This window comes from Acinetobacter sp. 742879 (assembly GCF_000588535.1).
Lineage (GTDB): Bacteria > Pseudomonadota > Gammaproteobacteria > Pseudomonadales > Moraxellaceae > Acinetobacter > Acinetobacter pittii.
Genome location: NZ_JFYC01000007.1, coordinates 57,849 through 81,495, shown reverse-complemented (window position 1 = coordinate 81,495; position 23,647 = coordinate 57,849). Strand labels below are relative to the sequence as shown.

Below are 23,647 nucleotides of genomic sequence, written 5' to 3'. Positions count from 1 at the left end.
GCTATAAGCTTACGCTTTACGAGCTGGTAATTTTTCACGAATACGTGCAGCTTTACCAGACAAGTCACGAAGGTAGTAAAGTTTAGCACGACGAACGTCACCACGACGTTTTACTTCGATTTTAGCAACAACTGGTGAGTGAGTTTGGAATACACGCTCAACACCAACACCGCTAGAAATTTTACGTACTGTGAACGCAGAGTTCAAACCACGGTTTTTCTTAGCGATTACAACACCTTCAAATGCTTGAAGACGTTCACGATCACCCTCTTTTACTTTTACTTGAACGATGACAGTGTCACCAGGAGCAAAAGCAGGGATATCAGATTTTAACTGTGCATTTTCAACAGCTTGAACTAAAGGATGTTTACCACTCATTGTGGGAATCTCCAATATGTGCGGAGTCAGAAGAGGTCTGAATTTCCGCTGGGGATAGAGGCTAAAGCGCATATCAACCCGTTTATCTTTCCCTTTACGACAATATGTCTATAAAGAGCCTTTAAATTTACATAAAACTATTCAATAAATAGAATTATGCTTTAACTCGAAGCATTGCTTCTCGTCTTGTTGCAGAACTTGCGTTCTTGAGAATAACGATTAAGAGTTACCGTTATTCACTTGCGTATCTTTTAGCCATTTTTTTTGCTGCTTAGTCAACTCAACCTTTTCGACCAACTCAGGTCGACGCTCTAGAGTTCGTTGATATCGCTGCAAAAAACGCCATTTTTCAATATTGCCATGATGTCCAGATTTTAATACCTCTGGCACATCCAGCCCTTCAAAATGGTCAGGCTTTGTATATTGTGGACAATCTAAAAGACCGTCAACAAAAGAATCTTGTACTGCTGATTGTTCATCTGACATTACATTCGGCAAACGGCGAATAATACTGTCAAGTAACACCATAGCGGGCAGTTCACCACCAGATAGAACATAATCACCAATTGACCATTCTTGATCAACATAATGCTGGATCAAACGTTCATCGACTCCTTCATAACGTCCACACAGTACAATTAAGCCGTCATAATCAACAAACTGCTGTACTGCCTGCTCATTTAAGGTTTTGCCTTGTGGGGACATATACACCACAGGAACATGAACATGTCCTGCTTGTGAGGCAAGCTGTTTGGCATGTGCAATTGCTTTCGCCAAAGGCTCAGCCATCATCACCATACCTGGGCCGCCACCAAATGGACGTTCATCCACTCTTCTGTAGTTTCCCTCAGCAAAATCACGAGGATTAATACAAGTGACTTGTACAATATCTCGTTTTGCCGCGCGTCCGCTGATGCCGTAGGCTGTAATCGCTTCAAACATTTCAGGAAAAAGCGTAATGACTGCAAAAAACATCACAGACTCCTCTATTTTCCTGCTGTATTAATCCTAAAAGGATTAATAATCTACGCCCCAATTGACGTAAATACGACCAGCTTCAAGATCAACACGTTGTACTACATCTTTATGCCAAGGAATCATGCGCTCTTCTGAATCAATGCTGTCTGGGGTAGCATGCACCACCATCACATCATTAGCTCCAGTTTCAAACAACTCATGAATTTTCCCTAAGTTTACTTCCTGTTCTTCTTCATCAAGACCTAATACAGTTAAGCCCTTTAAATCTGACCAGTAGTATTCATCTACATCTGCTTTTGGCAGTTGAGACTTAGCAATCCAGATATTAGCGCCAACCAAGCTTTCCGCCCCAGTGCGATCACTCACACCTTTCAACGCAACAACTAGGCCTTTGCCATGTGGTTTCCAACGTTTTACATCTATTGTTTGCCAACCGGCCTTGGTCTCAATGTACCAAGGCAGGTAGTCAAACATGTTGCTCATAGGTTCTGTATTTGAATACACCCAGAGCCACCCATTCAATCCATAAGCTGAACGTAACTGTCCAATCTGAATACGATCTTCGGGAACATTCTGTGTTGATGTCATGGGCTACCTACTACAAAAATTATGCAGTAGCTTTTTTAGCTTGAGCAGCTAAAGAAGCAACACGTTCAGAAGGTTGAGCACCTTGAGAAACCCAGTGAGCAAAACGGTCTGCATCTAAACGAAGTTTTTCTGCTTGACCTTGTGCAGTCGGGTTAAAGAAACCGATACGCTCGATGAAACGACCATCACGTGCATTGCGGCTGTCAGTCACAACGATTTGATAGAATGGACGTTTTTTTGCGCCGCCACGTGCTAAACGAATAACAACCATGATAAAAGCCTTATAATTCTTACGGATTATCCCTGCACCGACCATCGGCAACACTTCAAACCCCTTTCATAGAGGGCGACATTCTACGTGATTTTCGCCCTGAAAGAAAGATTATTTTTTGAGTTATCCGCAGTTTTGAATTTAAAATTACTGTAGCCAATTTGATGTGGCAGATAACGCACAATCAGTTGCACCTTTTGCCCAAAATTTTTGCCCTTGATCATTAAGACAAATGATCCCATCACCAGCTTGAGAACTAGTAGCAATAGGTGTAGCAGTTAACACCCAGCTTGAATCAGTTATGCTAGAAAAAGCTAAGTTATATAAGGCTTGGCCTTGTTGAGGACTGACACTAGAACCATAAATCGAAGTAATCGTCGCATTCGAGGGATAACGATTGTGAACTACTTTTTCTGATTCTAAAGTTTGGGCAATATTCATCATTTCAGATTGAACAGCTGTACGATGCCCTTTGCGTAAATACTGCAAATACGAAGGTGTCGCTATAGCTGCTAAAATTGCAATTATTGCTACTACAATCATGAGTTCTATTAAGGTAAAACCATTCTTCATTGCCAATTCTCACTATTTGTTTCACATACATTGCAAGTGCCTGTTCCACCACAGTCATTATCAACAGCTGCAGCTGTTAAACTTTGGCAGCGCAAACCTGAATTCTTAGCAATAAAATTAAAGTTTCTTGAATCTGTAGTTGTCGCTTTAATGACCCATGTCTGCCCATTTGCAGCAGTATTCGTTAATAAATTTCCTGTCGTCGTATCATCACTAATTTCAATCGTATAACCACCCCGTGGCAAAGTTACAGATGTCGTAGTAAATCCTCTATAGGTAAAGTTCTTGGATTTATGCCGTTCCAACTGTTCTGCCAATTTTAGAATTTCACCTTTAGCAGCAGAAGCCGTCGCTCTACGGCTATAACTTTGATATGAAGGGATAGCAATCGAAGCAAGAATAGCGACAATCACGATGACAACCATGAGTTCAATCAAGGTAACACCCTGATTAAACCGCAGAATATAATATTTATTCATCAGTCATCCCTTAGCGATAACGCTCATACCAGCGCGCAGGAACTAAGTGACTTGTACATTGCCACTCGCCCGTTCCACTCTCGTTCCCAGACAGTTGTAATTTCCCACAACTATTAGTCACTGGAGGCTCATCTCTTTTTGGAACAAATGCTATGCCGCGAATACCGGAACCAATAACGTTTTTATTACATTCAGAAGCTCCTACTGGGCAATTAGTACCAGTTTGTGTTTTGAATCCACTTCCATTCTCTTTATTTTGATCAATTGACCCATCAGAATTAAGGCAGGCGCCAAATGGTAAACAGAACGTCTGCTGGTCAGTTTCACCTACTACACGGGGTAAACATGGGTCTGCCGCTACAATACCTGTTCCCTGTGGATCATAAACAGGCACAATTAAAGTCCCTGTAATTGCCATAGGCTCTTCAAAAGCTTTAAGACCTCCTTTAATACGGAAACTATTATTAGCTTTCTCTGTACCATCGCTCATACTAGAAAGTGAGCGATACCAACCACCTTGCCCCACCCCAGTGTTTGGAAAGAAAATCTGTGCTACTCGTGTTTCCCCAGACCGTAAAATTTGTGGATTTTTTCGAAGCGTCGATCGAGTAATATCTTTCGTTTCAAGCTGGCTATCTGTTAAAGACATTAAATTCTTTTTAATAAAGTCTTTATCGATAATTCCATAAACGTTGTTTACAGGTCTTCCGCTTAATGCGGTGCTCGGTGACATCCCCTCACGACCTGTAAGCGGATAAACATCTAAAGGTGTACTACGGTCACCTGAAGCAATACCGACAGTAATAAAAGTGCGGATTCCATAATCGTGAATTGTCACTGTTGGCGGTTCATAAAAACGCGGCGCATTCCCAGCGGTATAGTCGTTCGAGGCATCATAAGTTGAGTCATTCGTTGCTAAATTGGCTAATCGAACAACTCGAATACCGAAACTGCTATAAGTTGAATTTGTTTTTGTCTGGTTATTATTAAGATCGATACGGAAAATTTGTCCGCCTAAATCGCCAAAATATAAATGGTCGACTAAACCATCAGCATCTCGATCTAAGGTACTAATGCGACTAACAATACTGTGCTTCATATTAGAGTTATCTATATTAGAGCCTGTATCACTAGTCCACCATAAGCGTTCCCCAGTTTTAGCATCAATAATATAAACAGCATTCCCTTTTGCTTTTCCATTCGTAAAGCAAGAATTACTCAAGGTAATATTCGGGTTTTCATAACATTGGTCGTAGCCACCACCAACAATCATAACCCGTTTAATAACTCCGTTATAACGTATATTTGCAAGTACAGGTTTAGACCAACTCTGCCCCATACGACTATAATCAGTTTGATCTGCTCCTACTCTAAAGAGAAGCTTAGGTGAAGCAGGATTTAAGACATTTAAGCCATAATAGCTGCTGCCCCCCATTCGCATGCCACCATAAATATTCATTTGTTTTGCAGTTACTTTTGATACTGCTGAACTACCGCTTCCTGTTGTAGTAATACTATATGCAGGGTCAGATACCCAAGCCCCATCCATACCGTGAGCAGGAGCTGTAGCATCACTTTGACCAACCACTAAAGCTTTTGATGCAACTGGATCATTTAATATATCGGCAGGAACGAAAGCCATTTGTTCTACACCAGTTGAGGCATCCACAATATGCAGACCACCTTCCATCGTTCCATAGAGAATGGATTGTTCACGCGCAGATGTTAAATTCCCATTTTCATCTAATGTTCCATTATAGGTAAGCTGTACCGGTAAAGAATGAATACTACCGCCCATCGATAAATAGGGTTCATTCGATGTAACTAATGACGAAGGTAAAGTCGTAGCGCTAATATCAGTTGAGTAACCTAGATAATTTAATATTTTTAATTTCAAACCAATCGGGAAAGCTTTTAAAATATCTTGTCCCGTTGATGCATTAAATTTTCCTAAAACATAACTTGCTGTATTAGCCACACTATCAAAAGGATTAGTTCCTTCTGGGGGAGCAGCTGGAATTTTTAGCAAATTAGTTCCAGAAGTCGATATTTTCGTTAAGCTACCATCCGCCGCAACAGCGGAAACATCAGTAAATAAGTTGCGGATTTTAGTTTGTACTGCGTAATAATATTTTATGATATTTCCATCTTCATCACGTGTTTCATTTTGTCCCACAATTGGTAAAGGAACTTTTGCATATGAACCACCTAAAAAGACATTACCTCCATCATTATAAGTCGAGCTATTCCAATAATCTTTCGTACCCGTTCTAAAAGCCCCAGTTGCGTTGTAAACCAACCCACCAGTGTTAGCTTCAAAAGCACCTGCATTGCCCCCTGATAAAACAACATGATATTTCTTTAAATTTCCACGCCATGTTAAGTATGTGTTAGCTGGGTTTGGCTCTAAAGCCCGTAAGTAACCATATTCCTGTAAATTTTTAGGGTTTAGTGCATCATAAGGAACTGAGATAGCGCCAGTGGTTAAGGGTTGTAACGGAACTTTTTCTAAGTTATTAATAAATGCGATAACGCTGTCTGTTACACCTTGCGCACTTTGGGTAGGGAAAAAACCTCCATTCCCATAACCAGGTGCAGCGACCGCATTTGTGGTCTGATTCGGTGAACACGCATCATCTCCTTTTCGGTCAGATTGGGTTCTCGAACTTAAACGACAGGCATTTTTTACATCAGAAGAACTTAAACTAGAAAAGTCACTTCCAAAACCGACAAATGCTGTTTGAATAGAAACTCCAGCTGGGTTTTTTGTTTTATCAAATAGTCGTTTTGCAAATTCCCCCATACAGGCCCAACCAGAGTCTGCTGTCGTGTTAGACAAACCTCTAGAACAAGTAAAATTTGCTCCCAAAGTGCTGCCTAGGGCTGTCGACATGACAGTTGCAGAACGTGTATTTGTTGTATTGTTCGGCTCCCCATCTGATAAAAAGTAAATGCCCTGCCCATCACAACTCTGGCGATTGGCCACTGCAGGCAAAGGAGATTGGTAAATAGCATTTAAATTAGAGGCATTTCTATCTACAACAATATTGGGATTGCTGGTTGTATCGTTTGATTTTGATTTTGGGATACCACTATCTGCATTTGCTACAGCATAATTAAAAGTGGTGTAGTAATAAGTATAAGAATAGGTCCAATCCGACGAAGTATCATAAGCAGTTGCCGCATCCACACCCGGATTAGAAGTTGACCAGTTACTCCAATAGTTATTAGAACGACAAGGTTGCCATAGATTTGTAGTATCGATTTGTGAATCGCGATAATTCGTACAATATGAGTATTCTGTTCTATTATCAGATTTTCGCACACGCCTTATATAGCTATCTTTTCGAATGGCATAATTTGCCTCTGAATAGGTCGTTGTACCCATCAAATAAGCAGCAGCTTCCGCATAAGCATGTGCTGAAGGCGTTGCCCCGCCAGCAGTTAAATTTGCAACAGCCTGTTTTAATTTATAACGTTGAGAACCCACTGTATTTAAAGTCCTCGCATCTCCTAAAGGAGCAGCAGCCACTAGAACCTGCCCACTTCGGCTATCACCATTTGCAGAGAAATTTCCCAACCCCACACGAGTGTCATTTAAAACAGGATTATTACTTGCTAAAAAAGCATTCATACCATTTTTAAGCATGGCCAGACGGTTTTCGCCATAACTATTGTTGGTCATACTTCCTGATGTATCCAACATCATCACAATGGTTTTTTTACCCGCTGTAGGTGAAGCATAAATTTGTAAATCACTCGCCTGCACAACGGAGCTTGTCATCAACCATGTAAAAGCAACCGAACTCGAACAGATGGCATACCATAAATTATTTGGCTTAAAATTCTTCAATTTTAGTTTCACGATATTCCCCATTATGAACCTGGTGCCGTAATTTGAGTGAGTTTATTGGTATAGTTAAATTCTTGAACTTGAGTACTAAAAGGCACGTTATGATTTGCTAAACACTCCGCTAATGTTTGTTTAGCCGTTAAAGCGGTATCAAAATTGTCGCTAATTTTTGCTGAACTCGTACTTAAACAATCTCTTTGTAAAGTTTCGATAGAGGTAGATGCATAGGCTGGTAAAAAAGCTGTTGTAATCACCCGAATACGTTGTGTAGACAACATGCTTTTAGGTAGTTGCGTACCTTCCGAGGTGTTTGTTCCTCGTGGTAAATTTGAGCCTGGAATATCGCTAGCAGCATCTGTTGGAACACTTACAGCAACTTGGGTAACCACTGCTTGACGATTACTACCATAGTCACTTGTTAAATCGCAGAACCCCGCCACGCCGCCATCTTCAACGACTGCATTATTAGCGCTTCCTGCTCGAAGTAAACTTGCACCTCTGGTCTGAGCAAAATTTGTTGCTGTAGAAACAGGCTTATAACAAAAGTTGTATTCCGCACCAGGATTACTTTCATGCTCTTTAAGCGCGGCACCAATCACATTAGTAATATTAGTTAGGGTGGTAGGATTCATCTGCACAATGAGTTCTAAAGGAGTGTCAGATGACTGAAAATTTAATTGGCTAACTTGGCTATTGGTAGCAACTTTTAAAGAAACAATAGCCACTCTTATTGCTAAAACGCCTACAGAAATAACAATCAATAAAATAATAAGCACAACAATAAGGGTTGCCCCTTTTTCCTTAGATCTACTCTTATGAATTAAATGGGTCATAGACTTTCCCCCATCGCGTTGCGTAGAGCAATTGTTAAGTTATAAGTGCGGCGTAAGAATCGAGTTGTATTATCAGAAGCATGCACGGTTTGATCTAACATAAAAAAAGATTGCTCAGGATCTATTGCTTTGCTTTGGGCATTATTAGTAGAGCGCGCTAATACAGATATTTGTATTGAAAGAATTCGTGGCGGCATCACAGATGGTGTGGCATCTCGGGCAGCCTGTGCAGCAGCGCGATATTGGGTAATGGTATAATAAGCAAAATTGCCAGCCGCATTTTTTGCACCAAACAGCACATGGAAATGATCAATACGCGGCAATACAATTTGACCAGCGTCGCCTAACCCAGCAACAGTGGTCGGTTGAGCTGTGGCTACAGCAGAGGGAGTATTTGCATCACATGCAAGTGCATAGTCTTGCTGGGAACTACCATTGCTATCCAGACGTAAAAAATAACGCTCTACAATTAAATCACCTGCAAGTACATTTACACCTTCACAATTGGTCATATTCGTAGGTGCAATAAATTGGATAGTCAGCTGATCACTTTGCATAGCAGCATCTGAACTGTTCTGTATATTTGAAAGACCTTTCCAGTGATTACTCACAGTACTCACCGTATCCCCTGTACCACGACTAAGTAATGTGTCAGCAATATAAGTATTTGTTCCAACGTTAGGGACAAAATTAACATTGTTGTTATTGGTTGCAGTTGAACCAGTTAATACAACACCGCCCCAAGGGGTCGTATCAGTTAATATTGGGTTGGTTATATTTCCATAATTTAGAAGGCGTATATCACGGGCAATATACTCCAAACCAAAAATACCGCTATCTTGTATTTCAGCATTTGCTTTTTGTAGACGACTTGATAGAAGTCCACCAATAAATAATTGAGTCGCCGCGGCCACCAAAATTAGACCTAAAGCCAATGCAACCATCAGCTCAATTAATGTAAAGCCTCGTTGTTTCCATAATACAAATGAGTGAGCCATTAATATGCCTCCATCATTAAACAGTTCGAATTATTGACATAAACGCCATTTGTACTCATACAACTCGACACATCCGCGCTCGTGACTCCCTCATTTGTTGTAATTACCGGAGAGGTTTTTCCCCAAAAAACAAAAAGACATTGCCTCTGCTGGGCCATCGTGCTTGTAACCCCTGGGCAATTTGTCATTGTAATTTTCATGCCAAGTTGATCAGCATTTCTTGCTGCTTGATATGCATCAAATTGGGCAAGCTGAGAAGGTGTACAAGCTGCATTGAAACACAACGTAGGAGCTGCGGTGGCAGATGAATAATTGCTATAACTACGGACAAATGCGGGATACTGACTAGCTTGAGAACTATTTACGCGAATGTTTTCTGCTAATCCTCTCATGATCATAATCGCTTGAGATTTGCTTAATGCCTCTGAAGAAGCATCCATAGCACGGACTTGCAAGGCAACATATCCCAAAACCCCTATCGCAATTAAAATTAAGGCAACCAACACTTCTAATAAACCCACCCCAACTTGAGCTTTTTGTTTAGAGCCCCGCATTAACATGTCTCCTCAGCTTTAAAAATTAATGTGCCAAGCTTTGTTAAAATAAGAATTTTCTTTTTATTTATTTTTGAATTACAAATAGATAAAAGTGTGTCTTGGGTGATATTGGTTATCACCCCATTCGCATTAAAAGTTAGAGTCGTCGCTGTTGATGAGCTCTGTGTACCATCAGCAGCTATATTTTTAAGCTCAAGAGTGCTATTGGAAGCAGCTTTCCAATTAAAAGAAGTCGATGTATTTGAGGCTGTTGAATTCAGATTAATGGATACATCTTGTCGACCAAGTATTGCTTGGCTCTTCGATTCCGACAAAGTATTGATTAGATCTCGTTGGTTTTCATCTAGTCGCTTACTTTCTAATAAATTCGACATAGATGGCGCGGCCATCATCGCGATAATCGCCATGACCGCAATCGTCACCATAAGCTCAACCAAGGTGAACCCGTCTTGCGGAGTAACTCCCCTCATCCCCAGAACCCCAAATAAACTTAAAAATTTTTTATTTATTAATTAAATTTTACGCCTTGTGTTTACAAAACAAATACAAAGCAGATAAAGGGTATAAAAAAACAGATAACTGTCATATCAACAATTATCTGCTTAACTATTTTAAAATCAGTATGTTAAATAAGTCACACTTTACGCTTGAGTCACATGAATGCGTAATTCTTTAGGAAGACTAAAAGTTATGTTCTCTTCACGCCCATCTAATTCTTTCGGTGCTTGAGCACCCCAATCTTGTAAACGTTGAATCACTTGTTTAATCAAAATTTCTGGCGCAGAGGCACCAGCAGTAACACCAATTTTACACGTCTCATTAAACCATGACTGCTCTAACTGATCAGCATTATCTACAAGGTAAGCGGCTTTACCCATACGCTCTGCAAGCTCACGTAATCGATTTGAGTTTGATGAGTTAGGTGAACCTACAACTAAAACCACGTCACACTTTTCAGCTAAATCACGCACAGCATCTTGTCTGTTTTGAGTTGCATAGCAAATGTCATCTTTACGCGGACCCTGAATATGCGGAAATTTAGCACGCAAAGCATCAATAACTTTAGCTGTATCATCAATAGAAAGCGTTGTTTGAGTTACAAATGCAAGCTTTTCAGGATGTCGTACGGTGAGTGCAGCAACATCAGCTTCATCTTCAACCAGATAAATATCACCGCCTTTTAATTTGTCATATTGCCCCATTGTACCTTCGACTTCCGGGTGCCCTTCATGACCAATTAAAATAGCTTCAGTACCTTCACGCGCATATTTAGTCACTTCAATATGAACTTTAGTCACTAAAGGACAAGTCGCATCGAAAACTTTTAAGCCTCGACGCTCTGCTTCTTGCTGAACTGCTTTTGAAACACCGTGCGCACTAAAAATTACAATTGAATCATCTGGAACCTGATCTAGCTCATCAACAAAAACGGCCCCTCTTTGTCGTAGGTCATCTACCACAAATTTATTGTGTACAACTTCATGACGTACATAAATAGGAGGGTTGAAACATTCTAAAGCCCGATTGACGATTGCTATGGCTCGATCAACACCGGCACAAAAACCACGCGGATTAGCTAACACAATTTCCATAACAGCCTCAAAATTAATAAAACAGGGGAATTTCTCTTGAATATTTGCAATTAAAACTATTCAGTTTAAACGCACGGTACACTACAATAGCGAAGATATTTTATCATATCAGGAAAAATATCATGTCGGGTCTATTGTTTGTCGTTTCTGCTGCATCAGGAACGGGCAAAACATCTTTGGTAAAAGCCCTGCTTGACCGTGTGAGCAATTTACATGTTTCAGTCTCGCATACAACCCGAGGTCAACGTCCCGGTGAGTTAGATGGTGTTCACTATCACTTCACTACAAAAGATGAATTTCTAGACCAAGTCAACCATGATGGATTTATCGAATACGCTGAAGTATTTGGTAACTACTATGGCACTTCTCAAGCTACGGTAAAACAACAGCTAGCTCAAGGACACGATGTCTTACTTGAAATTGATTGGCAAGGTGCAGAACAAGTACGCAAACTTTTCCCTGAATCCAAACAAATATTCATTTTACCCCCAACTCAATTTGACCTACGTCAGCGTTTATCTAATCGTGGCACTGACTCAGTTGAAGTCATTGAGCATCGTTTAAGCTGTGCAGTTGAAGATATGCAGCATTACACGAACTTTGATTACATCATTATCAATGATGATTTTAATAAAGCCTTACATGAGCTTGAAGCTGTGATTACAGCGAACCGTTTGGTGCTATCTCAGCAAGCAAAACGTCATCAAACTTTAATTCAGGACTTGATTACTCCTCAACCAAAACAGGAATAACTTGAGTCTAGATCGAAAGCCTTTTATACTATTTAGTCTGTTCAAATTCACCATTCCAAAACGAGAACTTTTATGGCACGCGTCACCGTTGAAGATTGTTTAGATCATGTAGACAACCGTTTTGAGCTTGTGCTCGTTGCAAGTAAACGTGCTCGTCAATTGGCACGTCAAGGCATGGAGCCAACTGTAGAATGGGATAACGACAAACCGACTGTAGTTTCTTTGCGCGAAATCGCGGCAGGGCACGTTACGAAAGAAATTCTTAAACAACGTGAGCAAGATTACCAAACTTCTAGTCTTGATCTTGCCCTTTCTACAAACAGCTTGAATTTAGAAGGTTTTTCTTTCTAATTCACTCTGTTTCATAAAAAAACCATCGTTTTTCTGCGATGGTTTTTTATTTGGCTTTGTCCCATATTTAAACATATTGAGAAAAGCAATTATTTTCATTGAAAAAAAAATACACTTTTTCAAATGAAAAAATTGACAAGTTCCGCAATATGCTTTTCATTAAGAAGCAGATAGATTTAGTTTTTCAGCAATAGGAAAAAGGGTGATTTATGCCAGGCGAAGAGGTCAGCCAAGCCAAGCAACAGCTCAAATTAATTATCGACCCTTACTTATCGGTAAGTGAAGTCGAAAAAGTGCTTGCTGCCTGCGATTTTGCCGATCTAGCGCACACTGGCATTACGCGTAAAAGTGGCGAACCCTATATTCTGCATCCGATTGCTGTAAGCTGTATTCTTGCAAACATGCGTTTAGATGCTGAAACTTTAATGGCAGCACTTTTGCATGATGTTATTGAAGATACTCAATATACAAAAGAAGATATTATTGAGAAGTTTGGCCTAACCGTTGCAGAGCTAGTCGATGGTGTAACTAAACTTAGCCAATCAAGCGATAAAGAATACAATAAAGCAGCTTCATTCCGAAAAATTCTGCAAGCGACCTTACAAGATCCGCGTGTCATCATTATTAAATTAGCAGATCGCTATCATAATATGACAACTCTAGGTGCTTTACGCCCAGATAAACGAGCCCGTATCGCTCAAGAAACTTTTGATATATTTGTACCGATGGCAAGATTAGTCGGCATGAATGAAATGGGCGATAATCTAGAGAATCTCTGCTATCAAAACCTTGACCTTGATATGTTTGATAACGTTCAGAATGCTCTGCTACAGACAAAGCCAGAACGCTGTAAATATCAAAGTATTTGGGAACAAAACCTCGCTGAACTTCTGCATAATTATCATATTCAAGGCCGTATTAAAAAGAAAAATAACAATATCGAATTATTACGCCATTTCGTTAAAAACGAGATGGATCTCCAAGAGCTTACCCATAGTCATGCTTTTGAAATTGTTCTACAAAGCATTGCCGACTGTGACCGCTTAGAAGAAGCATTAAGAGAAAACTTTCAGGTTATCCAGTACCAAGATCATATTCGTCGCCCATTACCCGGCGGTAATCAGTCTTTACTGATAAAGCTTAAAGGCGAAAAAACAACTCTATCTCTTACCATTCAAACCGAGCTCATGCGTAAAGCTGCCCGTTTTGGGGTGGTTTTAGGCGAAAATGCACCGCAAACTTGCCGCTCTGCCATTCAGGCTTCAATGCAGAACTTAAATACATTGATTGACGGCGAATGTGCTAAAACAACTTTTAATGATTTGCTGGATTACCTACATCAAGAAAAAATCTGGGTATATACGCCCCATGGCCAACTGCATGAGCTACCGCAAGGCGCTACCGTAGTTGATTTTGCTTATTCAGCAAGTTTATTTTTAGGTAACCACGCAGTTGGCGCAAAAGTCGATGGTGAGATTAAACCACTTTCCACCCCATTAGTTAGCGGTCAGGTTATCGAGATTATTACGGATGTTTTGGCAACACCAAATCCAGACTGGCTAAGTTTTATTAATACGCAGAAAGCTCGTCGTGCATTACAGCATGTACTAAAAGATCAAGATATCGAAGAACAACGTCTAGTTGGTGCACAAGCCCTTTCTCGTGCACTGAAACTCTTTAATCGTTCAATCAATGATCTTTCTGAAGCTGATTGGCTAGATCTATTGCAATGGCGTCACATTGATAATAAAAATACATTGTTTGAACAAATTGCGGTTGGTGATTTACTACCTCAGCTTGTAGCAAACCACCTGTTTGCTCATGATAAACATCCGCAAGTAGAAAACTCAGATCGACTTATTCAAAGTACTGAAGGGGTCGACGTTAAATATGCACACTGTTGCAATCCAATTTTAGGCGATCCAATTCAAGGACATTTAACGCGTCGCGGGTTAATTGTGCATCGCATTCGCTGTCATAACTTACTACATGAACAACATCTACACCCTGAAAATATTATGCCGCTTCAATGGAAAGCAGATGATGTAGATGATGTCCGCTTTACAGCCTACCTTGCTATTTATATGGCGATGAATGATGAACAAGTATCAGATCTGATTTATCAATGCCGTAAAAACAATGCTGGGGTAGAGATGGTTCACTCAAATGAGCAAAGAACTTTTGTGAATATTGTAGTGAATAACCGTAAGCACATTGCAAAAGTCATCCGTGATTTACGCATGCACTATGGTTTCCCACGTATTGAACGTTTAGATGCCCCTGCTCCACAAATGGAAATTTCAAAAGTAAGTTAAATTTTTATAGAAACTATTGGTTATAAATTTTTGTTTCCTTAACAAAATCAAACTTTCCAAATTCACTTAATCAATTAAATCGATGATACTTTTGTCCAAAGCTATCATCGATTATGATGGAAATAGATTTAATCAAGGAGAACCAAATGTCCCGCCAAGTCATTCATACTGAAAATGCCCCTGCTGCTATCGGCACATACTCTCAAGCTATTTTAGTAGACAATACGCTATATCTTTCAGGGCAAATTGGTTTAGACCCATACAGTATGGAACTTGTAGAAGGTATCGAAGCTCAAATTCGCCGTGTATTTGATAATTTAAAAGCAGTTTGTGAAGCTGCTGGTGGTTCACTTGCAGATATTGCTAAGCTCAATATTTTTTTAACTGATCTATCAAATTTCCAACTCGTAAACCAAATTATGGGTGAATATTTTGCTCAGCCCTACCCTGCACGTGCAGCTCTTGGTGTAGCAAGCTTGCCAAAAGGCGCACTAGTGGAAATGGACGGAATTGTAATTATTAATCAATAAGATATAAATTTTCAAACTATCCAATTTTAAATATTTAGTTTTTAAAAAACGAACCACCTTGGCATAAAAATCTAAATTCTTTTTAGATTTCCGCTTAGGTGGTATTTTTTTATCCAAAATCCCAATAATGATAAATGAGATTTTAAATGAATTTCATTGACAAACGATAATAATTATCAATAATATCAATTATCGCATTTATATTTGGGGATCACTCCCATGTACGTTTGCTTGTGTCGTGGCATTACCGATCAGGATATTAAAGACGCTATTGAAAATGGCGCTGAAAGCTATCGTGAAATTCGCGATTTGCTTGATCTTGGTACATGCTGTGGACGCTGTGCACCAGAAGCTCGCGCTATTATTAGCGAAGAATTAGCAGAAATCGCTGCTCGCATTTCTGTAGCTGCATAATAAAAATTAATATTTAACAAAATTTATTGACTCCTCCACCGCTTTTTGCGGAACCTTTATAGTTCCTCATTCAAGCGGTTTTTTTTGACATAAAAACCTCCTTTTTAATATTGTGTTGTTTTTGATTGCGATTTTCATTTGCTGTTCCATAAATTACTCGCCATCTCCATGATTGTTCACTAAAATGGATTTATAGATTGCCTTAATTAAGTTTGAGGCAGAAATTGTTTTGGAGTAGCTACAATGAAAGGCAATCGTGATGTCATTAATCAGCTTAACCAAGTGCTGTATCATCATTTAACTGCAATTAATCAATACTTTTTACATTCACGCATGTTTAATGACTGGGGAATTGAGCAGCTTGGCTCTGCTGAATATAAAGAATCAATTCGTCAAATGAAGTATGCAGATAAAATCATTGAACGTATTTTATTTTTAGAAGGACTACCTAACCTTCAACATTTAGGTAAGCTTTATATTGGTCAACACACAGAAGAAGTTCTGCACTGTGACATTCGTAAAGTAAAAGAAAATATAGAAGCAATTCAAAAAGCGGTTGCTTTAGCTGAAACAGAGCAAGATTATGTCACTCGTGACCTTGTTCAAGAAATTCTAGAAAAAGAAGAAGAGTACTGGGACTGGCTAGATACTCAAATTGATCTTATTGGCAATGTTGGTATTGAAAATTATATCCAGAGCCAAATGTAATTTCTCATAAAAAAATCCCCTTATACTTAAGGGGATTTTTTATTACTTCTCTTTTAGTAATTCCGATAGCGTTATTTTTTGCTTATAAAGATGTTGCAAAATAAATATTTGCTGCTGTGCCTGTTCTACTTTCCCGTTGTAAGCGAGCAATTTTGCGTATTTACGTAAGTTGTATGGAGTTGCTTTATTCTTTACTAAATTTTCCCATTCAACCAAATCACCTTCAGATAAAATATTTTGGGGATTAAGTTCTATCCAACTTAAACGCTGCTCAAACTGTGTTAAAACAAAAATTTTACTACTTCCCATAAATTCAGCGTTTGGACGCTTATTATTAAAAAGCAAATTACTATTCAGAACATAGACATTGTAATCACGTAGAATTGCAATAATAAGCAATAAACTTACAACCCATGATAAGCGAAAAAGATGTTTGTTGAGGATAATTCCCTTAAGTACAGTAGTTTGTGCTTGTACAATACCCAGTAGGAATCCACAAGTAAGTAAGAAATAAGCATAGCGCTGTGGAAACTCTAACATGGCATGAATAAGCACTGTACAGACCATCATAATCGCTATAATCGAGATGGTATTTTTAGCCTGTTGATTTAACCAAATAAACCAGCAAGCAAAGTAGGTAATGATTACAGCACCCAAGGGAATACCATTCCAGATAATTAAATCAAGCAGTACATTATGTGCACTGGTAGTCCACTCTCCTGTTGGGAAAGCATGGTAAACTGTCATTTGTGCCACACTGGTTTGATTCCAACCATAACCTAACCAAGGGTGCTGCTGTACAGCAAGCAACATTTGTGACCAGATATTAAAACGCAAATACCCAGAGCTTGCTCTTTCAACCAAACTACTTGCTTCGGTTACATCAGTACTTGACCATGCTTCAATTAAATTAGTAGCAAATGGTAGAATTACACCAGCCATTACGAAAAAACCGACGCACCACAAAAAACCTTGAAAAACTCCAAATCTTTTTTGTTTACCAAATTGTTTAACTATCCAATACATGAATAAAAATGGAAAAACGATCCATGATGTTCGTGACTGACTCAATGCAATCGTAAACAAAATAATTAGTGCTAGAGGTAGGAGTAGCCAGACTGTTGCCTTATTTTTTTCATAGAGATATAAACACCCTAACAATCCAACAATTAGGAATGTTGCCATATTATTTGGCTGACCGAAATTACCGTAAGGGCGATTACCAATCAGATTGAGCATATAAATAAAATCTGACTCTAAATTTAACCATTGGCAAATCGCAATAAAGCTTGTGCCGACAGAGACTGCTAATACTAAAATACTAAAACCAGAAAAAATTTGGTCGCGCTTTTGTTGATCTAAAGATAGGTTGTAACCAGCCACGACCATAAACCAAAAGCCTAGTAAATAAAATGCGCTCAGTAAAGCTGTACTTAAATCAAAAACTAAACCCAAACCCCATTGTATCATTGGTATTAAAGCAAATGGCAACAATAAGAGCTGTGCTCTAGGAATTTTAATATCTTGCTGAACTAGAGTAGCCAATACACACAACCCAGCCCCAAAAGTACTCACTTCACTTGAGAACATCACCCAAGGACTATAATGAAATGGGGATAACCATGCAAAACCCAACAGAATTGCAGCGAGGAATAGGAGGAATACTTGCATAGTGACAGGTTAAGAGATAAAACTTAAAAGAATTATACCTATAATAAAATATTCTTAGAGTTATATTTTTAGGTAAAATTAAGTTAACAGATTTCCAACTTACATAAAAAAGCACCTCTTAAGAGGTGCTTTTTTATGTAAATTTTTAATATTAAATTATAGTACAACCCTTTGGTGCGATTGCTGAAGAAATATCTGTTGTTCCTTTAGTAATAGAACACGCCCAGCCACCCACATTTGCATTTACTCCAGAAGCTGCAGCTACATCTGCACTACGTGTTAAAGTTAAAACACCACCTGTAATTGTAGCGGAACCTTGTAAAGTACATGTAATTGTACCAGTAGTTCCATTTGCAGTTACATTAACAGCTGAACAATTATTAGTGGTACTTTTTAAACCAATTGCTGCTGGACTATTATTCACACTGCTAGCCGTACCTTCAGATAAAGCTAGTTCAAATTGAGTTTTTCCTGGGCTGATTTCCGCTAATGCTGCTGTAATTTGAGAACGAGCAGTATATTTTTGATATTGTGGAATCGCAATTGCAGCCAAAATACCAATAATGGCAACTACGATCATGAGTTCAATTAATGTAAAACCTTTTTGTGCATTCATAGCCTTTTCCCCAAAGATTGTATGTATGTTTTTATATAAGCTTTTTCAGCTATTAACTATATTGCAGCATCCATGCCAACTTTTATTTTAATTAAAAAACAAATACTTATATTACAATCAACTATTCTTAAACATTAAATCGGTGTAAGTAATTGACAAAAAATGTCATATAATTTTTTATAAAAACACTTCACGTATTAAAAAAAATAAATTACACAATTCAAAGTTCATATTTATTTATGTGAACAAAATCTCTTTAAAAATAAATAAGTAGGTGACATTTTTTGTCAGTCACCTTTAAAAGTAAAATTATGAAATTAGCTAATACTGGAATGTTACAAGGCGAGTTAATTAAGAATAATCGGAGCATTCCCCAATTCATTGGATTGATCAGGCATGTTTTCGTCATAAAACCGCGACATCACTTCCCCAATTTGTTGTACGCCAATCACTACAGCTTGTTGATATTGTTGTTTTTTAAGCTTGTGTACTATTGCTTCACAAATCTGTTGCCAGACTTGCTCGTTAGTTGCATTTCTAATACCACGATCAAATATAATTTCTACTTTTCGTTCACATAAATTTAGGTATAACAATACGCCACTATTTAAGGCAGTATCCCAAACGCCCAATTCTGCAAATAACTGCTGTGCTCTTAAACGAGTATTCTGTTTGTAGGCTTGTGACACTGGGATATGGCCTTCAATTACAACCTGTATTTCCCCAACATGGCCATGTTCTGCTTGCTGTACAGCATCTGCGATAGCTTGCTTATCTTGTTTTGAAAAATAACGACTACTAGCAGGTAAATAGCATAGATGTTTAAACCAACGTTTTATGCTTGGCTCTACAGATTCCTCAATTTTTGGTTGAGTAATAATTTGTGTTGTTTCTGATGTTGTTACCATGAGCCTGAAGCACCTCCACCGCCAAAACGGCCTCCGCCGCCACCATAGCCTCCGCCACCTCCGCCGAAGCCTCCTCCGCGTCCACCACCGCCAGAACCACTTAAAATGGCTTGTAAAATAAGTTGGGCAATTGATGTAATGAGTAAAAAGAAAATACCAAAACCAAGTAGTAAGCTAGTGACTAGCCCCGCCCCATTTACAAATCCTGCTACCGCAGCAGCAACTCCTGCTGTAGATGCACTAAGCGGACGACCAACAATAAACGAACCCACAATTCCAGCAACAAGAATAAATAAAGCCATTGTCAGCGTTGTCTGCTTGGCTTGCTGTTCTTCTGCAGCTTGATGCTGACGTTCTTTTAAATCTTGGGCAGCTTGCTGTGCTACTTCTGGATCTAAATTTAAAATTCTTCCGATTTCATCAAGACCTGCACTCAAACCTTGGGCATATTGGGCTTGTTTAAAATAAGGGGTAATTTGGTTTCGAATAATCCGACTTGCCACAATATCCGGCAACACACCTTCTAGGCCATAACCAGTTAGTATTTGTATACGGCGGTCATTTACAGCGACTGCAATGAGTAATCCATTATCACGTTTAGATGATCCCAATTGCCATTTTTCACCAACACGTAATGCATAATCAAAAATATCTTCCTGGCCAGTGGTGGGAACAATAACGATACCAATCTGCGCTTTGCCTTGTTGATATAAACTTAGAATTTTTTGATTAAGTTGCTCCTTCTCAGCTTCGCTTAAGATATTGGCTTGATCAATAACAGGCTGGTTTAAAGTTGGCAAACCACGAATTGATTCCCCATCAGCCATATCATTAGTAACTTGGACTTGAGGAGCAGGACTTGAAGCAGCTTGAGTTTGTTGCTTTTGTATAATTTTGCCAGCAACTACTGCATCAGCCTCATCGGTAGCAGTTGCAATATTACTTTCACTCCATGCCGTATTCTGAAAAAGAACACCACAACAGAGCAAAATTAAGGTCGAGATAAAGACCTTAATTTGCTTTGATTGAAACAATAGAGTATTTCTCATACGGCACTCCTTTGATTTATAAAATTAATCAAAAGAAACTTTTGGAGCCTGTTGTGCAGATGCTTCTGCAGAGAAATTGGCTTTTGGATGCATACCAATTACTTTTGCTGTTACTGCCTGAGGGAACTGACGCACATATGAGTTATAGTCTTGTACTGTTGTAATATAACGATTACGTGCAACAGCAATACGGTTTTCAGTACCTTCAAGCTGAACTTGTAATTCTTGGAATTGAGTATTGGCTTTCAAATCTGGGTAATTTTCCGAAACAGCAATGAGTCGAGATAATGCCCCTGTTAATTGACTTTGAGCCTGTTGATATTTTTCAAGTAAAGCCGGATCTTCTAAAACTTCTTTATCAACTTTTAAACCTGCAACATTAGAACGAGCCTGTGTTACTTCGGTTAATACTTGCTCTTCATGCTTAGCATAGCCTTTAACGACGTTTACAAGATTTGGTACCAAATCTGATCGACGTTGATATTGGTTCTGTACTTCAGACCACGCTGCTGTTACAGCCTCATCTTTTACTTGTAGAGTGTTATAGCCACACCCCGAAAACAGTAAGGTACTGGCAAGTGTTGTTGCGATCGCAAATTGTTTCAACGTTTTCATCGGCACATTATCCTCAAGTTTTTCTTTATATTTTTAACCTCTTTACCTGATTGTATGATGAATTAGGCATTATTGTGTTGCTTTTATTTTATTGATTTTAAAAAACCGGACTTTTAAATCCGGTTATCTATTAGCTCAATCGCTGATCTTTTTCTTGTTCAAAACTTGCCATTTGATATTCTTCTGCCAAAGAGCTTTTCCAATAATTAACCACCCTGCCATAATCTTTTTGACTCGGATGAAAGTCTTTTTTGTAATATGCGAAGTATTCAGGCATTAACTGAACAAGCATCTTCATCAGCAAATATAATCCAAATAAATTACCCCCAATTTTAGGTAAGCTATTCCATTTATCTTGCCAAAATAAACGAGTTGTCCCATAAAAAGCGAGACTCGCAAATCCAGTAGTGACGCTACGCATGAGTAAGCGACGGATACGATCATCACCATATACATGTTGATAAACATCAAATGCAACCGAACGGTGTTCAATTTCTTCAATCGCATGCCATACCCAAAGTTTTAGCGCATCTTCATCTAGGGTTTTTAATAACTCTGGATGTTGTAAAACATATCCCCCAAGTAAAGCAGTGAAATGTTCAAATGCACAGGTGAGTGCCAATTGCAACTTAGGTGGAATTGTTCTTAAATATTTATCGCGCTCATTTAGCCAATTTTGAAAACTGTCCAGATTATAATTATCCCGTCGCCAAGCTTCATTAAACTCACCATGTGCTTTGGAATGCATGGCCTCTTGTCCGATAAACGCTGCAATTTGTGCTTGTAGCTGAGGATCTGAGACTTTATCACGCACATTACGGACGCTATTTACAAAAAACTGCTCTCCTACAGGAAATGTTGATGAGAGTGCAGTTAAAAAATGCGACATGAGGGGTGAATTTGCAAAATAGTGCCGCTTAATCGCCTTTGGATTAAATTCAAGACGACGCACTGTAATACCCAACGCTTTTTGACGATTTAAATATGATTTTTCTGCCGTCATACCTGCGATGTTCATATTCAACACCTACTGTATTGAAGAAGGAAGTTTCGAGTATGTCGCGAGCTTAAAAAGCTAAAAAGGGCAAAAAAGCTTATTATATTTGCCAAAAACATCAAAGTGACTAATGGTAGACAATAAAAAAGCCTACTTGAAGTAGGCTTTTTTTAGTCATTTAACAAATGTCTTTATTAAACACCAAGATAATCCAAAATGCCTTCAGCAGCTTGACGACCTTCCCAAATCGCTGTCACGACAAGGTCTGAGCCACGTACCATATCACCACCAGCAAAGATTTTCGGGTTTGATGTTTGGAATTTGAATTCTTGCTTTTCAGCTGCGACAACACGGCCTGAACCATCAAGATTAATATTCACATTACCAAACCAGTCTGCTGGGCTTGGGCGGAAACCGAAAGCAAGTAAAACTGCATCAGCTGGTAATACTTCTTCAGAACCAGGGATTGGCTCAGGGCTACGACGGCCACGACTATCTGGTTCACCCATTTGTGTCGTTACCACTTTTACGCCTGTCACTTTGCCATTTTCACCAACAATTTCGACTGGTTGACGATTGAATAGGAATTTCACACCCTCTTCGTAGGCATTTTTTACTTCACGCGCAGAGCCTGGCATGTTGCTTTCATCACGGCGGTATGCACAAGTTACATCGTGAGCACCTTGGCGTAATGAAGTACGGTTACAGTCCATAGCGGTATCACCACCACCAAGAACAATAACTTTTTTACCATCTAGGCTAATGTATTCACTTGGATCTTTTTCCCAACCTTGGCAACGATTCACGTTAGAGATCAAGAAATCAAGTGCATCATAAACACCTTCAAGATCTTCACCCGGGAAACCACCTTTCATGTAGGTATAAGTTCCCATACCCATGAATACCGCATCATATTCTGCAAGTAATTCATCAATCGTGATGTCTTTACCAATTTCAGTATTTAAACGGAATTCGATGCCCATACCTGTGAAAATTTCACGGCGGCGTTTCATCACATCTTTTTCCATTTTAAATTCTGGAATACCGAATGTAAGTAAACCACCAATTTCAGGACGCTTATCAAATACAACTGGTTTAACGCCACCGCGAGCTAGAATATCTGCGCAGCCTAAACCAGCAGGACCGGCACCAATAATTGCAACTTTTTTGTCAGTCCATTTTACACCTGACATATCTGGACGCCAGCCTAAAGCAAAGGCTGTGTCATTGATATATTTCTCAGCATTACCAATGGTTACTGCACCAAAACCATCATTTAAGGTACAAGCACCTTCACACAAACGGTCTTGTGGGCATACGCGACCACATACCTCAGGTAGTGTGTTGGTTTGATGACAAAGCTCAGCAGCTTGGAAAATTTGGCCTTCAGCGATAAGTTTTAACCAGTTTGGAATGTAGTTATGTACAGGACATTTCCATTCGCAATATGGGTTACCACAGCCTAAACAACGGTGTGTCTGATTAGTGACAGTTTCCGATGTAAAAGGCTTATAAATTTCCACAAATTCTGCTTTGCGGACAGTAATATCTTTTTTCTCTGGATCTTGACGTGGTACATCCAGAAATTGAAAGTCATTATTTAGGCGTTCTGCCATGTCTC

The 23,647-nt window shown here is 39.1% G+C and carries 25 protein-coding genes and 2 pseudogenes; 7 read left to right on the top strand and 20 right to left on the bottom strand.

Annotation, left to right across the window (positions count from 1 at the left end):
- Window positions 1-9: 9 nt before the first annotated feature.
- The 12 genes from rplS to ispH all read right to left on the bottom strand — a co-directional run bounded on the left by rplS (window position 10) and on the right by ispH (window position 11,100).
- Entirely contained in the window at window positions 10-378 is a 369-nt protein-coding gene (gene rplS, locus J690_RS14590; RefSeq protein WP_002116654.1) for a 50S ribosomal protein L19, read from the bottom strand.
- Between the two features lie 219 nt (window positions 379-597).
- On the bottom strand, window positions 598-1,353 hold the full coding sequence (trmD, locus tag J690_RS14585) for a tRNA (guanosine(37)-N1)-methyltransferase TrmD (RefSeq protein WP_002116964.1): 756 nt from the start codon (window positions 1,351-1,353) through the stop codon (window positions 598-600).
- A 42-nt stretch (window positions 1,354-1,395) separates the two neighbouring features.
- Window positions 1,396-1,944, bottom strand: coding sequence for a ribosome maturation factor RimM (gene rimM / locus J690_RS14580; protein ID WP_002116736.1), 549 nt, complete (start codon window positions 1,942-1,944; stop codon window positions 1,396-1,398).
- 19 nt (window positions 1,945-1,963) lie between these two features.
- Window positions 1,964-2,215 carry a 30S ribosomal protein S16 gene (rpsP, locus tag J690_RS14575; RefSeq protein WP_000260334.1) on the bottom strand — a complete coding sequence of 84 codons (252 nt, stop codon included), beginning with the start codon at window positions 2,213-2,215 and terminating at the stop codon, window positions 1,964-1,966.
- A 147-nt stretch (window positions 2,216-2,362) separates the two neighbouring features.
- Window positions 2,363-2,788 (bottom strand): type IV pilin protein, encoded by a 426-nt coding sequence (locus J690_RS14570; protein ID WP_014207809.1) that lies wholly within the window; start codon window positions 2,786-2,788, stop codon window positions 2,363-2,365.
- Window positions 2,785-3,267, bottom strand: a complete 483-nt coding sequence (locus tag J690_RS14565; RefSeq protein WP_032036637.1) for a type IV pilin protein — start codon at window positions 3,265-3,267, stop codon at window positions 2,785-2,787. The genes J690_RS14570 and J690_RS14565 overlap by 4 nt, the downstream gene beginning before the upstream one ends.
- A 10-nt stretch (window positions 3,268-3,277) precedes the next feature.
- Window positions 3,278-7,132 carry a PilC/PilY family type IV pilus protein gene (locus J690_RS14560; protein WP_032036635.1) on the bottom strand — a complete coding sequence of 1,285 codons (3,855 nt, stop codon included), beginning with the start codon at window positions 7,130-7,132 and terminating at the stop codon, window positions 3,278-3,280.
- Between the two features lie 11 nt (window positions 7,133-7,143).
- Complete coding sequence (locus J690_RS14555) at window positions 7,144-7,953, bottom strand: PilX N-terminal domain-containing pilus assembly protein (RefSeq protein ID WP_002117088.1); 810 nt, start codon at window positions 7,951-7,953, stop codon at window positions 7,144-7,146.
- Window positions 7,950-8,951, bottom strand: coding sequence for a PilW family protein (locus J690_RS14550; RefSeq protein ID WP_032036633.1), 1,002 nt, complete (start codon window positions 8,949-8,951; stop codon window positions 7,950-7,952). Before J690_RS14550 ends, J690_RS14555 begins: the two co-directional genes overlap by 4 nt.
- The gene (gene pilV / locus J690_RS14545; RefSeq protein ID WP_081405184.1) at window positions 8,951-9,511 is read right to left on the bottom strand and encodes a type IV pilus modification protein PilV; all 561 of its coding nucleotides are present in this window, start codon (window positions 9,509-9,511) and stop codon (window positions 8,951-8,953) included. Before pilV ends, J690_RS14550 begins: the two co-directional genes overlap by 1 nt.
- Window positions 9,505-9,978 carry a pilus assembly FimT family protein gene (locus J690_RS14540; protein WP_032036630.1) on the bottom strand — a complete coding sequence of 158 codons (474 nt, stop codon included), beginning with the start codon at window positions 9,976-9,978 and terminating at the stop codon, window positions 9,505-9,507. The genes pilV and J690_RS14540 overlap by 7 nt, the downstream gene beginning before the upstream one ends.
- A 171-nt stretch (window positions 9,979-10,149) precedes the next feature.
- Complete coding sequence (gene ispH / locus J690_RS14535) at window positions 10,150-11,100, bottom strand: 4-hydroxy-3-methylbut-2-enyl diphosphate reductase (RefSeq protein WP_032036628.1); 951 nt, start codon at window positions 11,098-11,100, stop codon at window positions 10,150-10,152.
- Between the two features lie 122 nt (window positions 11,101-11,222).
- Here ispH and gmk point away from each other — a divergent pair, with 122 nt between their 5' ends.
- From gmk to J690_RS14515, 5 genes and pseudogenes are all read left to right on the top strand, one after another.
- Window positions 11,223-11,852: a guanylate kinase gene (gene gmk / locus J690_RS14530; protein WP_002116973.1), complete on the top strand. Its 630-nt coding sequence runs from the start codon at window positions 11,223-11,225 to the stop codon at window positions 11,850-11,852.
- Between the two features lie 72 nt (window positions 11,853-11,924).
- Window positions 11,925-12,203, top strand: a complete 279-nt coding sequence (rpoZ, locus tag J690_RS14525) for a DNA-directed RNA polymerase subunit omega (RefSeq protein ID WP_002116990.1) — start codon at window positions 11,925-11,927, stop codon at window positions 12,201-12,203.
- A gap of 38 nt (window positions 12,204-12,241) precedes the next feature.
- Window positions 12,242-12,397 (top strand): annotated as a pseudogene (locus J690_RS24290) (hypothetical protein).
- 15 nt (window positions 12,398-12,412) lie between these two features.
- The gene (locus J690_RS14520) at window positions 12,413-14,518 is read left to right on the top strand and encodes a RelA/SpoT family protein (RefSeq protein WP_002116807.1); all 2,106 of its coding nucleotides are present in this window, start codon (window positions 12,413-12,415) and stop codon (window positions 14,516-14,518) included.
- Window positions 14,519-14,664: 146 nt separating this feature from the next.
- Complete coding sequence (locus J690_RS14515) at window positions 14,665-15,048, top strand: RidA family protein (RefSeq protein WP_002116996.1); 384 nt, start codon at window positions 14,665-14,667, stop codon at window positions 15,046-15,048.
- Here J690_RS14515 and J690_RS24285 read toward each other — a convergent pair.
- A pseudogene (locus J690_RS24285) lies at window positions 15,038-15,165 on the bottom strand (hypothetical protein). The gene J690_RS14515 and the pseudogene J690_RS24285 overlap by 11 nt on opposite strands.
- Window positions 15,166-15,267: 102 nt before the next feature.
- On the opposite strand from J690_RS24285, the gene J690_RS14510 reads away from it, so the two are divergent.
- Both J690_RS14510 and bfr read left to right on the top strand, forming a co-directional pair.
- On the top strand, window positions 15,268-15,462 hold the full coding sequence (locus J690_RS14510) for a bacterioferritin-associated ferredoxin (RefSeq protein WP_000289091.1): 195 nt from the start codon (window positions 15,268-15,270) through the stop codon (window positions 15,460-15,462).
- 243 nt (window positions 15,463-15,705) lie between these two features.
- Complete coding sequence (gene bfr / locus J690_RS14505; protein WP_032006355.1) at window positions 15,706-16,170, top strand: heteropolymeric bacterioferritin subunit Bfr; 465 nt, start codon at window positions 15,706-15,708, stop codon at window positions 16,168-16,170.
- Window positions 16,171-16,212: 42 nt separating this feature from the next.
- Here the strand turns inward: bfr and J690_RS14500 are convergent, their stop codons facing one another.
- The 7 genes from J690_RS14500 to J690_RS14470 all read right to left on the bottom strand — a co-directional run bounded on the left by J690_RS14500 (window position 16,213) and on the right by J690_RS14470 (window position 23,642).
- On the bottom strand, window positions 16,213-17,841 hold the full coding sequence (locus tag J690_RS14500) for a PglL family O-oligosaccharyltransferase (RefSeq protein WP_032036627.1): 1,629 nt from the start codon (window positions 17,839-17,841) through the stop codon (window positions 16,213-16,215).
- Between the two features lie 151 nt (window positions 17,842-17,992).
- Window positions 17,993-18,457 (bottom strand): pilin, encoded by a 465-nt coding sequence (locus tag J690_RS14495; protein ID WP_032036626.1) that lies wholly within the window; start codon window positions 18,455-18,457, stop codon window positions 17,993-17,995.
- Window positions 18,458-18,804: 347 nt separating this feature from the next.
- Window positions 18,805-19,365, bottom strand: a complete 561-nt coding sequence (locus tag J690_RS14490; RefSeq protein WP_032036624.1) for a TPM domain-containing protein — start codon at window positions 19,363-19,365, stop codon at window positions 18,805-18,807.
- Window positions 19,359-20,414, bottom strand: a complete 1,056-nt coding sequence (locus J690_RS14485) for a TPM domain-containing protein (RefSeq protein WP_032036622.1) — start codon at window positions 20,412-20,414, stop codon at window positions 19,359-19,361. Before J690_RS14485 ends, J690_RS14490 begins: the two co-directional genes overlap by 7 nt.
- Window positions 20,415-20,438: 24 nt before the next feature.
- The gene (locus tag J690_RS14480) at window positions 20,439-21,029 is read right to left on the bottom strand and encodes a LemA family protein (RefSeq protein ID WP_002117090.1); all 591 of its coding nucleotides are present in this window, start codon (window positions 21,027-21,029) and stop codon (window positions 20,439-20,441) included.
- A gap of 130 nt (window positions 21,030-21,159) precedes the next feature.
- Window positions 21,160-22,047 carry a metal-dependent hydrolase gene (locus J690_RS14475; RefSeq protein WP_032036621.1) on the bottom strand — a complete coding sequence of 296 codons (888 nt, stop codon included), beginning with the start codon at window positions 22,045-22,047 and terminating at the stop codon, window positions 21,160-21,162.
- A 173-nt stretch (window positions 22,048-22,220) separates the two neighbouring features.
- On the bottom strand, window positions 22,221-23,642 hold the full coding sequence (locus tag J690_RS14470) for a glutamate synthase subunit beta (RefSeq protein ID WP_005804536.1): 1,422 nt from the start codon (window positions 23,640-23,642) through the stop codon (window positions 22,221-22,223).
- Window positions 23,643-23,647: the final 5 nt, after the last annotated feature.

Excerpts from the sequence above, each read along its gene's own strand:
- rplS (WP_002116654.1), bottom strand. The coding sequence starts at position 378 with ATGAGTGGTAAACATCCTTTAGTTCAAGCTGTTGAAAATGCACAGTTA.
- trmD (WP_002116964.1), bottom strand. The coding sequence starts at position 1,353 with ATGTTTTTTGCAGTCATTACGCTTTTTCCTGAAATGTTTGAAGCGATT.
- rimM (WP_002116736.1), bottom strand. The coding sequence starts at position 1,944 with ATGACATCAACACAGAATGTTCCCGAAGATCGTATTCAGATTGGACAG.
- rpsP (WP_000260334.1), bottom strand. The coding sequence starts at position 2,215 with ATGGTTGTTATTCGTTTAGCACGTGGCGGCGCAAAAAAACGTCCATTC.
- J690_RS14570 (WP_014207809.1), bottom strand. The coding sequence starts at position 2,788 with ATGAAGAATGGTTTTACCTTAATAGAACTCATGATTGTAGTAGCAATA.
- J690_RS14565 (WP_032036637.1), bottom strand. The coding sequence starts at position 3,267 with ATGAATAAATATTATATTCTGCGGTTTAATCAGGGTGTTACCTTGATT.
- J690_RS14555 (WP_002117088.1), bottom strand. The coding sequence starts at position 7,953 with ATGACCCATTTAATTCATAAGAGTAGATCTAAGGAAAAAGGGGCAACC.
- J690_RS14550 (WP_032036633.1), bottom strand. The coding sequence starts at position 8,951 with ATGGCTCACTCATTTGTATTATGGAAACAACGAGGCTTTACATTAATT.
- pilV (WP_081405184.1), bottom strand. The coding sequence starts at position 9,511 with ATGTTAATGCGGGGCTCTAAACAAAAAGCTCAAGTTGGGGTGGGTTTA.
- J690_RS14540 (WP_032036630.1), bottom strand. The coding sequence starts at position 9,978 with ATGAGGGGAGTTACTCCGCAAGACGGGTTCACCTTGGTTGAGCTTATG.
- ispH (WP_032036628.1), bottom strand. The coding sequence starts at position 11,100 with ATGGAAATTGTGTTAGCTAATCCGCGTGGTTTTTGTGCCGGTGTTGAT.
- gmk (WP_002116973.1), top strand. The coding sequence starts at position 11,223 with ATGTCGGGTCTATTGTTTGTCGTTTCTGCTGCATCAGGAACGGGCAAA.
- rpoZ (WP_002116990.1), top strand. The coding sequence starts at position 11,925 with ATGGCACGCGTCACCGTTGAAGATTGTTTAGATCATGTAGACAACCGT.
- J690_RS14520 (WP_002116807.1), top strand. The coding sequence starts at position 12,413 with ATGCCAGGCGAAGAGGTCAGCCAAGCCAAGCAACAGCTCAAATTAATT.
- J690_RS14515 (WP_002116996.1), top strand. The coding sequence starts at position 14,665 with ATGTCCCGCCAAGTCATTCATACTGAAAATGCCCCTGCTGCTATCGGC.
- J690_RS14510 (WP_000289091.1), top strand. The coding sequence starts at position 15,268 with ATGTACGTTTGCTTGTGTCGTGGCATTACCGATCAGGATATTAAAGAC.
- bfr (WP_032006355.1), top strand. The coding sequence starts at position 15,706 with ATGAAAGGCAATCGTGATGTCATTAATCAGCTTAACCAAGTGCTGTAT.
- J690_RS14500 (WP_032036627.1), bottom strand. The coding sequence starts at position 17,841 with ATGCAAGTATTCCTCCTATTCCTCGCTGCAATTCTGTTGGGTTTTGCA.
- J690_RS14495 (WP_032036626.1), bottom strand. The coding sequence starts at position 18,457 with ATGAATGCACAAAAAGGTTTTACATTAATTGAACTCATGATCGTAGTT.
- J690_RS14490 (WP_032036624.1), bottom strand. The coding sequence starts at position 19,365 with ATGGTAACAACATCAGAAACAACACAAATTATTACTCAACCAAAAATT.
- J690_RS14485 (WP_032036622.1), bottom strand. The coding sequence starts at position 20,414 with ATGAGAAATACTCTATTGTTTCAATCAAAGCAAATTAAGGTCTTTATC.
- J690_RS14480 (WP_002117090.1), bottom strand. The coding sequence starts at position 21,029 with ATGAAAACGTTGAAACAATTTGCGATCGCAACAACACTTGCCAGTACC.
- J690_RS14475 (WP_032036621.1), bottom strand. The coding sequence starts at position 22,047 with ATGAACATCGCAGGTATGACGGCAGAAAAATCATATTTAAATCGTCAA.
- J690_RS14470 (WP_005804536.1), bottom strand. The coding sequence starts at position 23,642 with ATGGCAGAACGCCTAAATAATGACTTTCAATTTCTGGATGTACCACGT.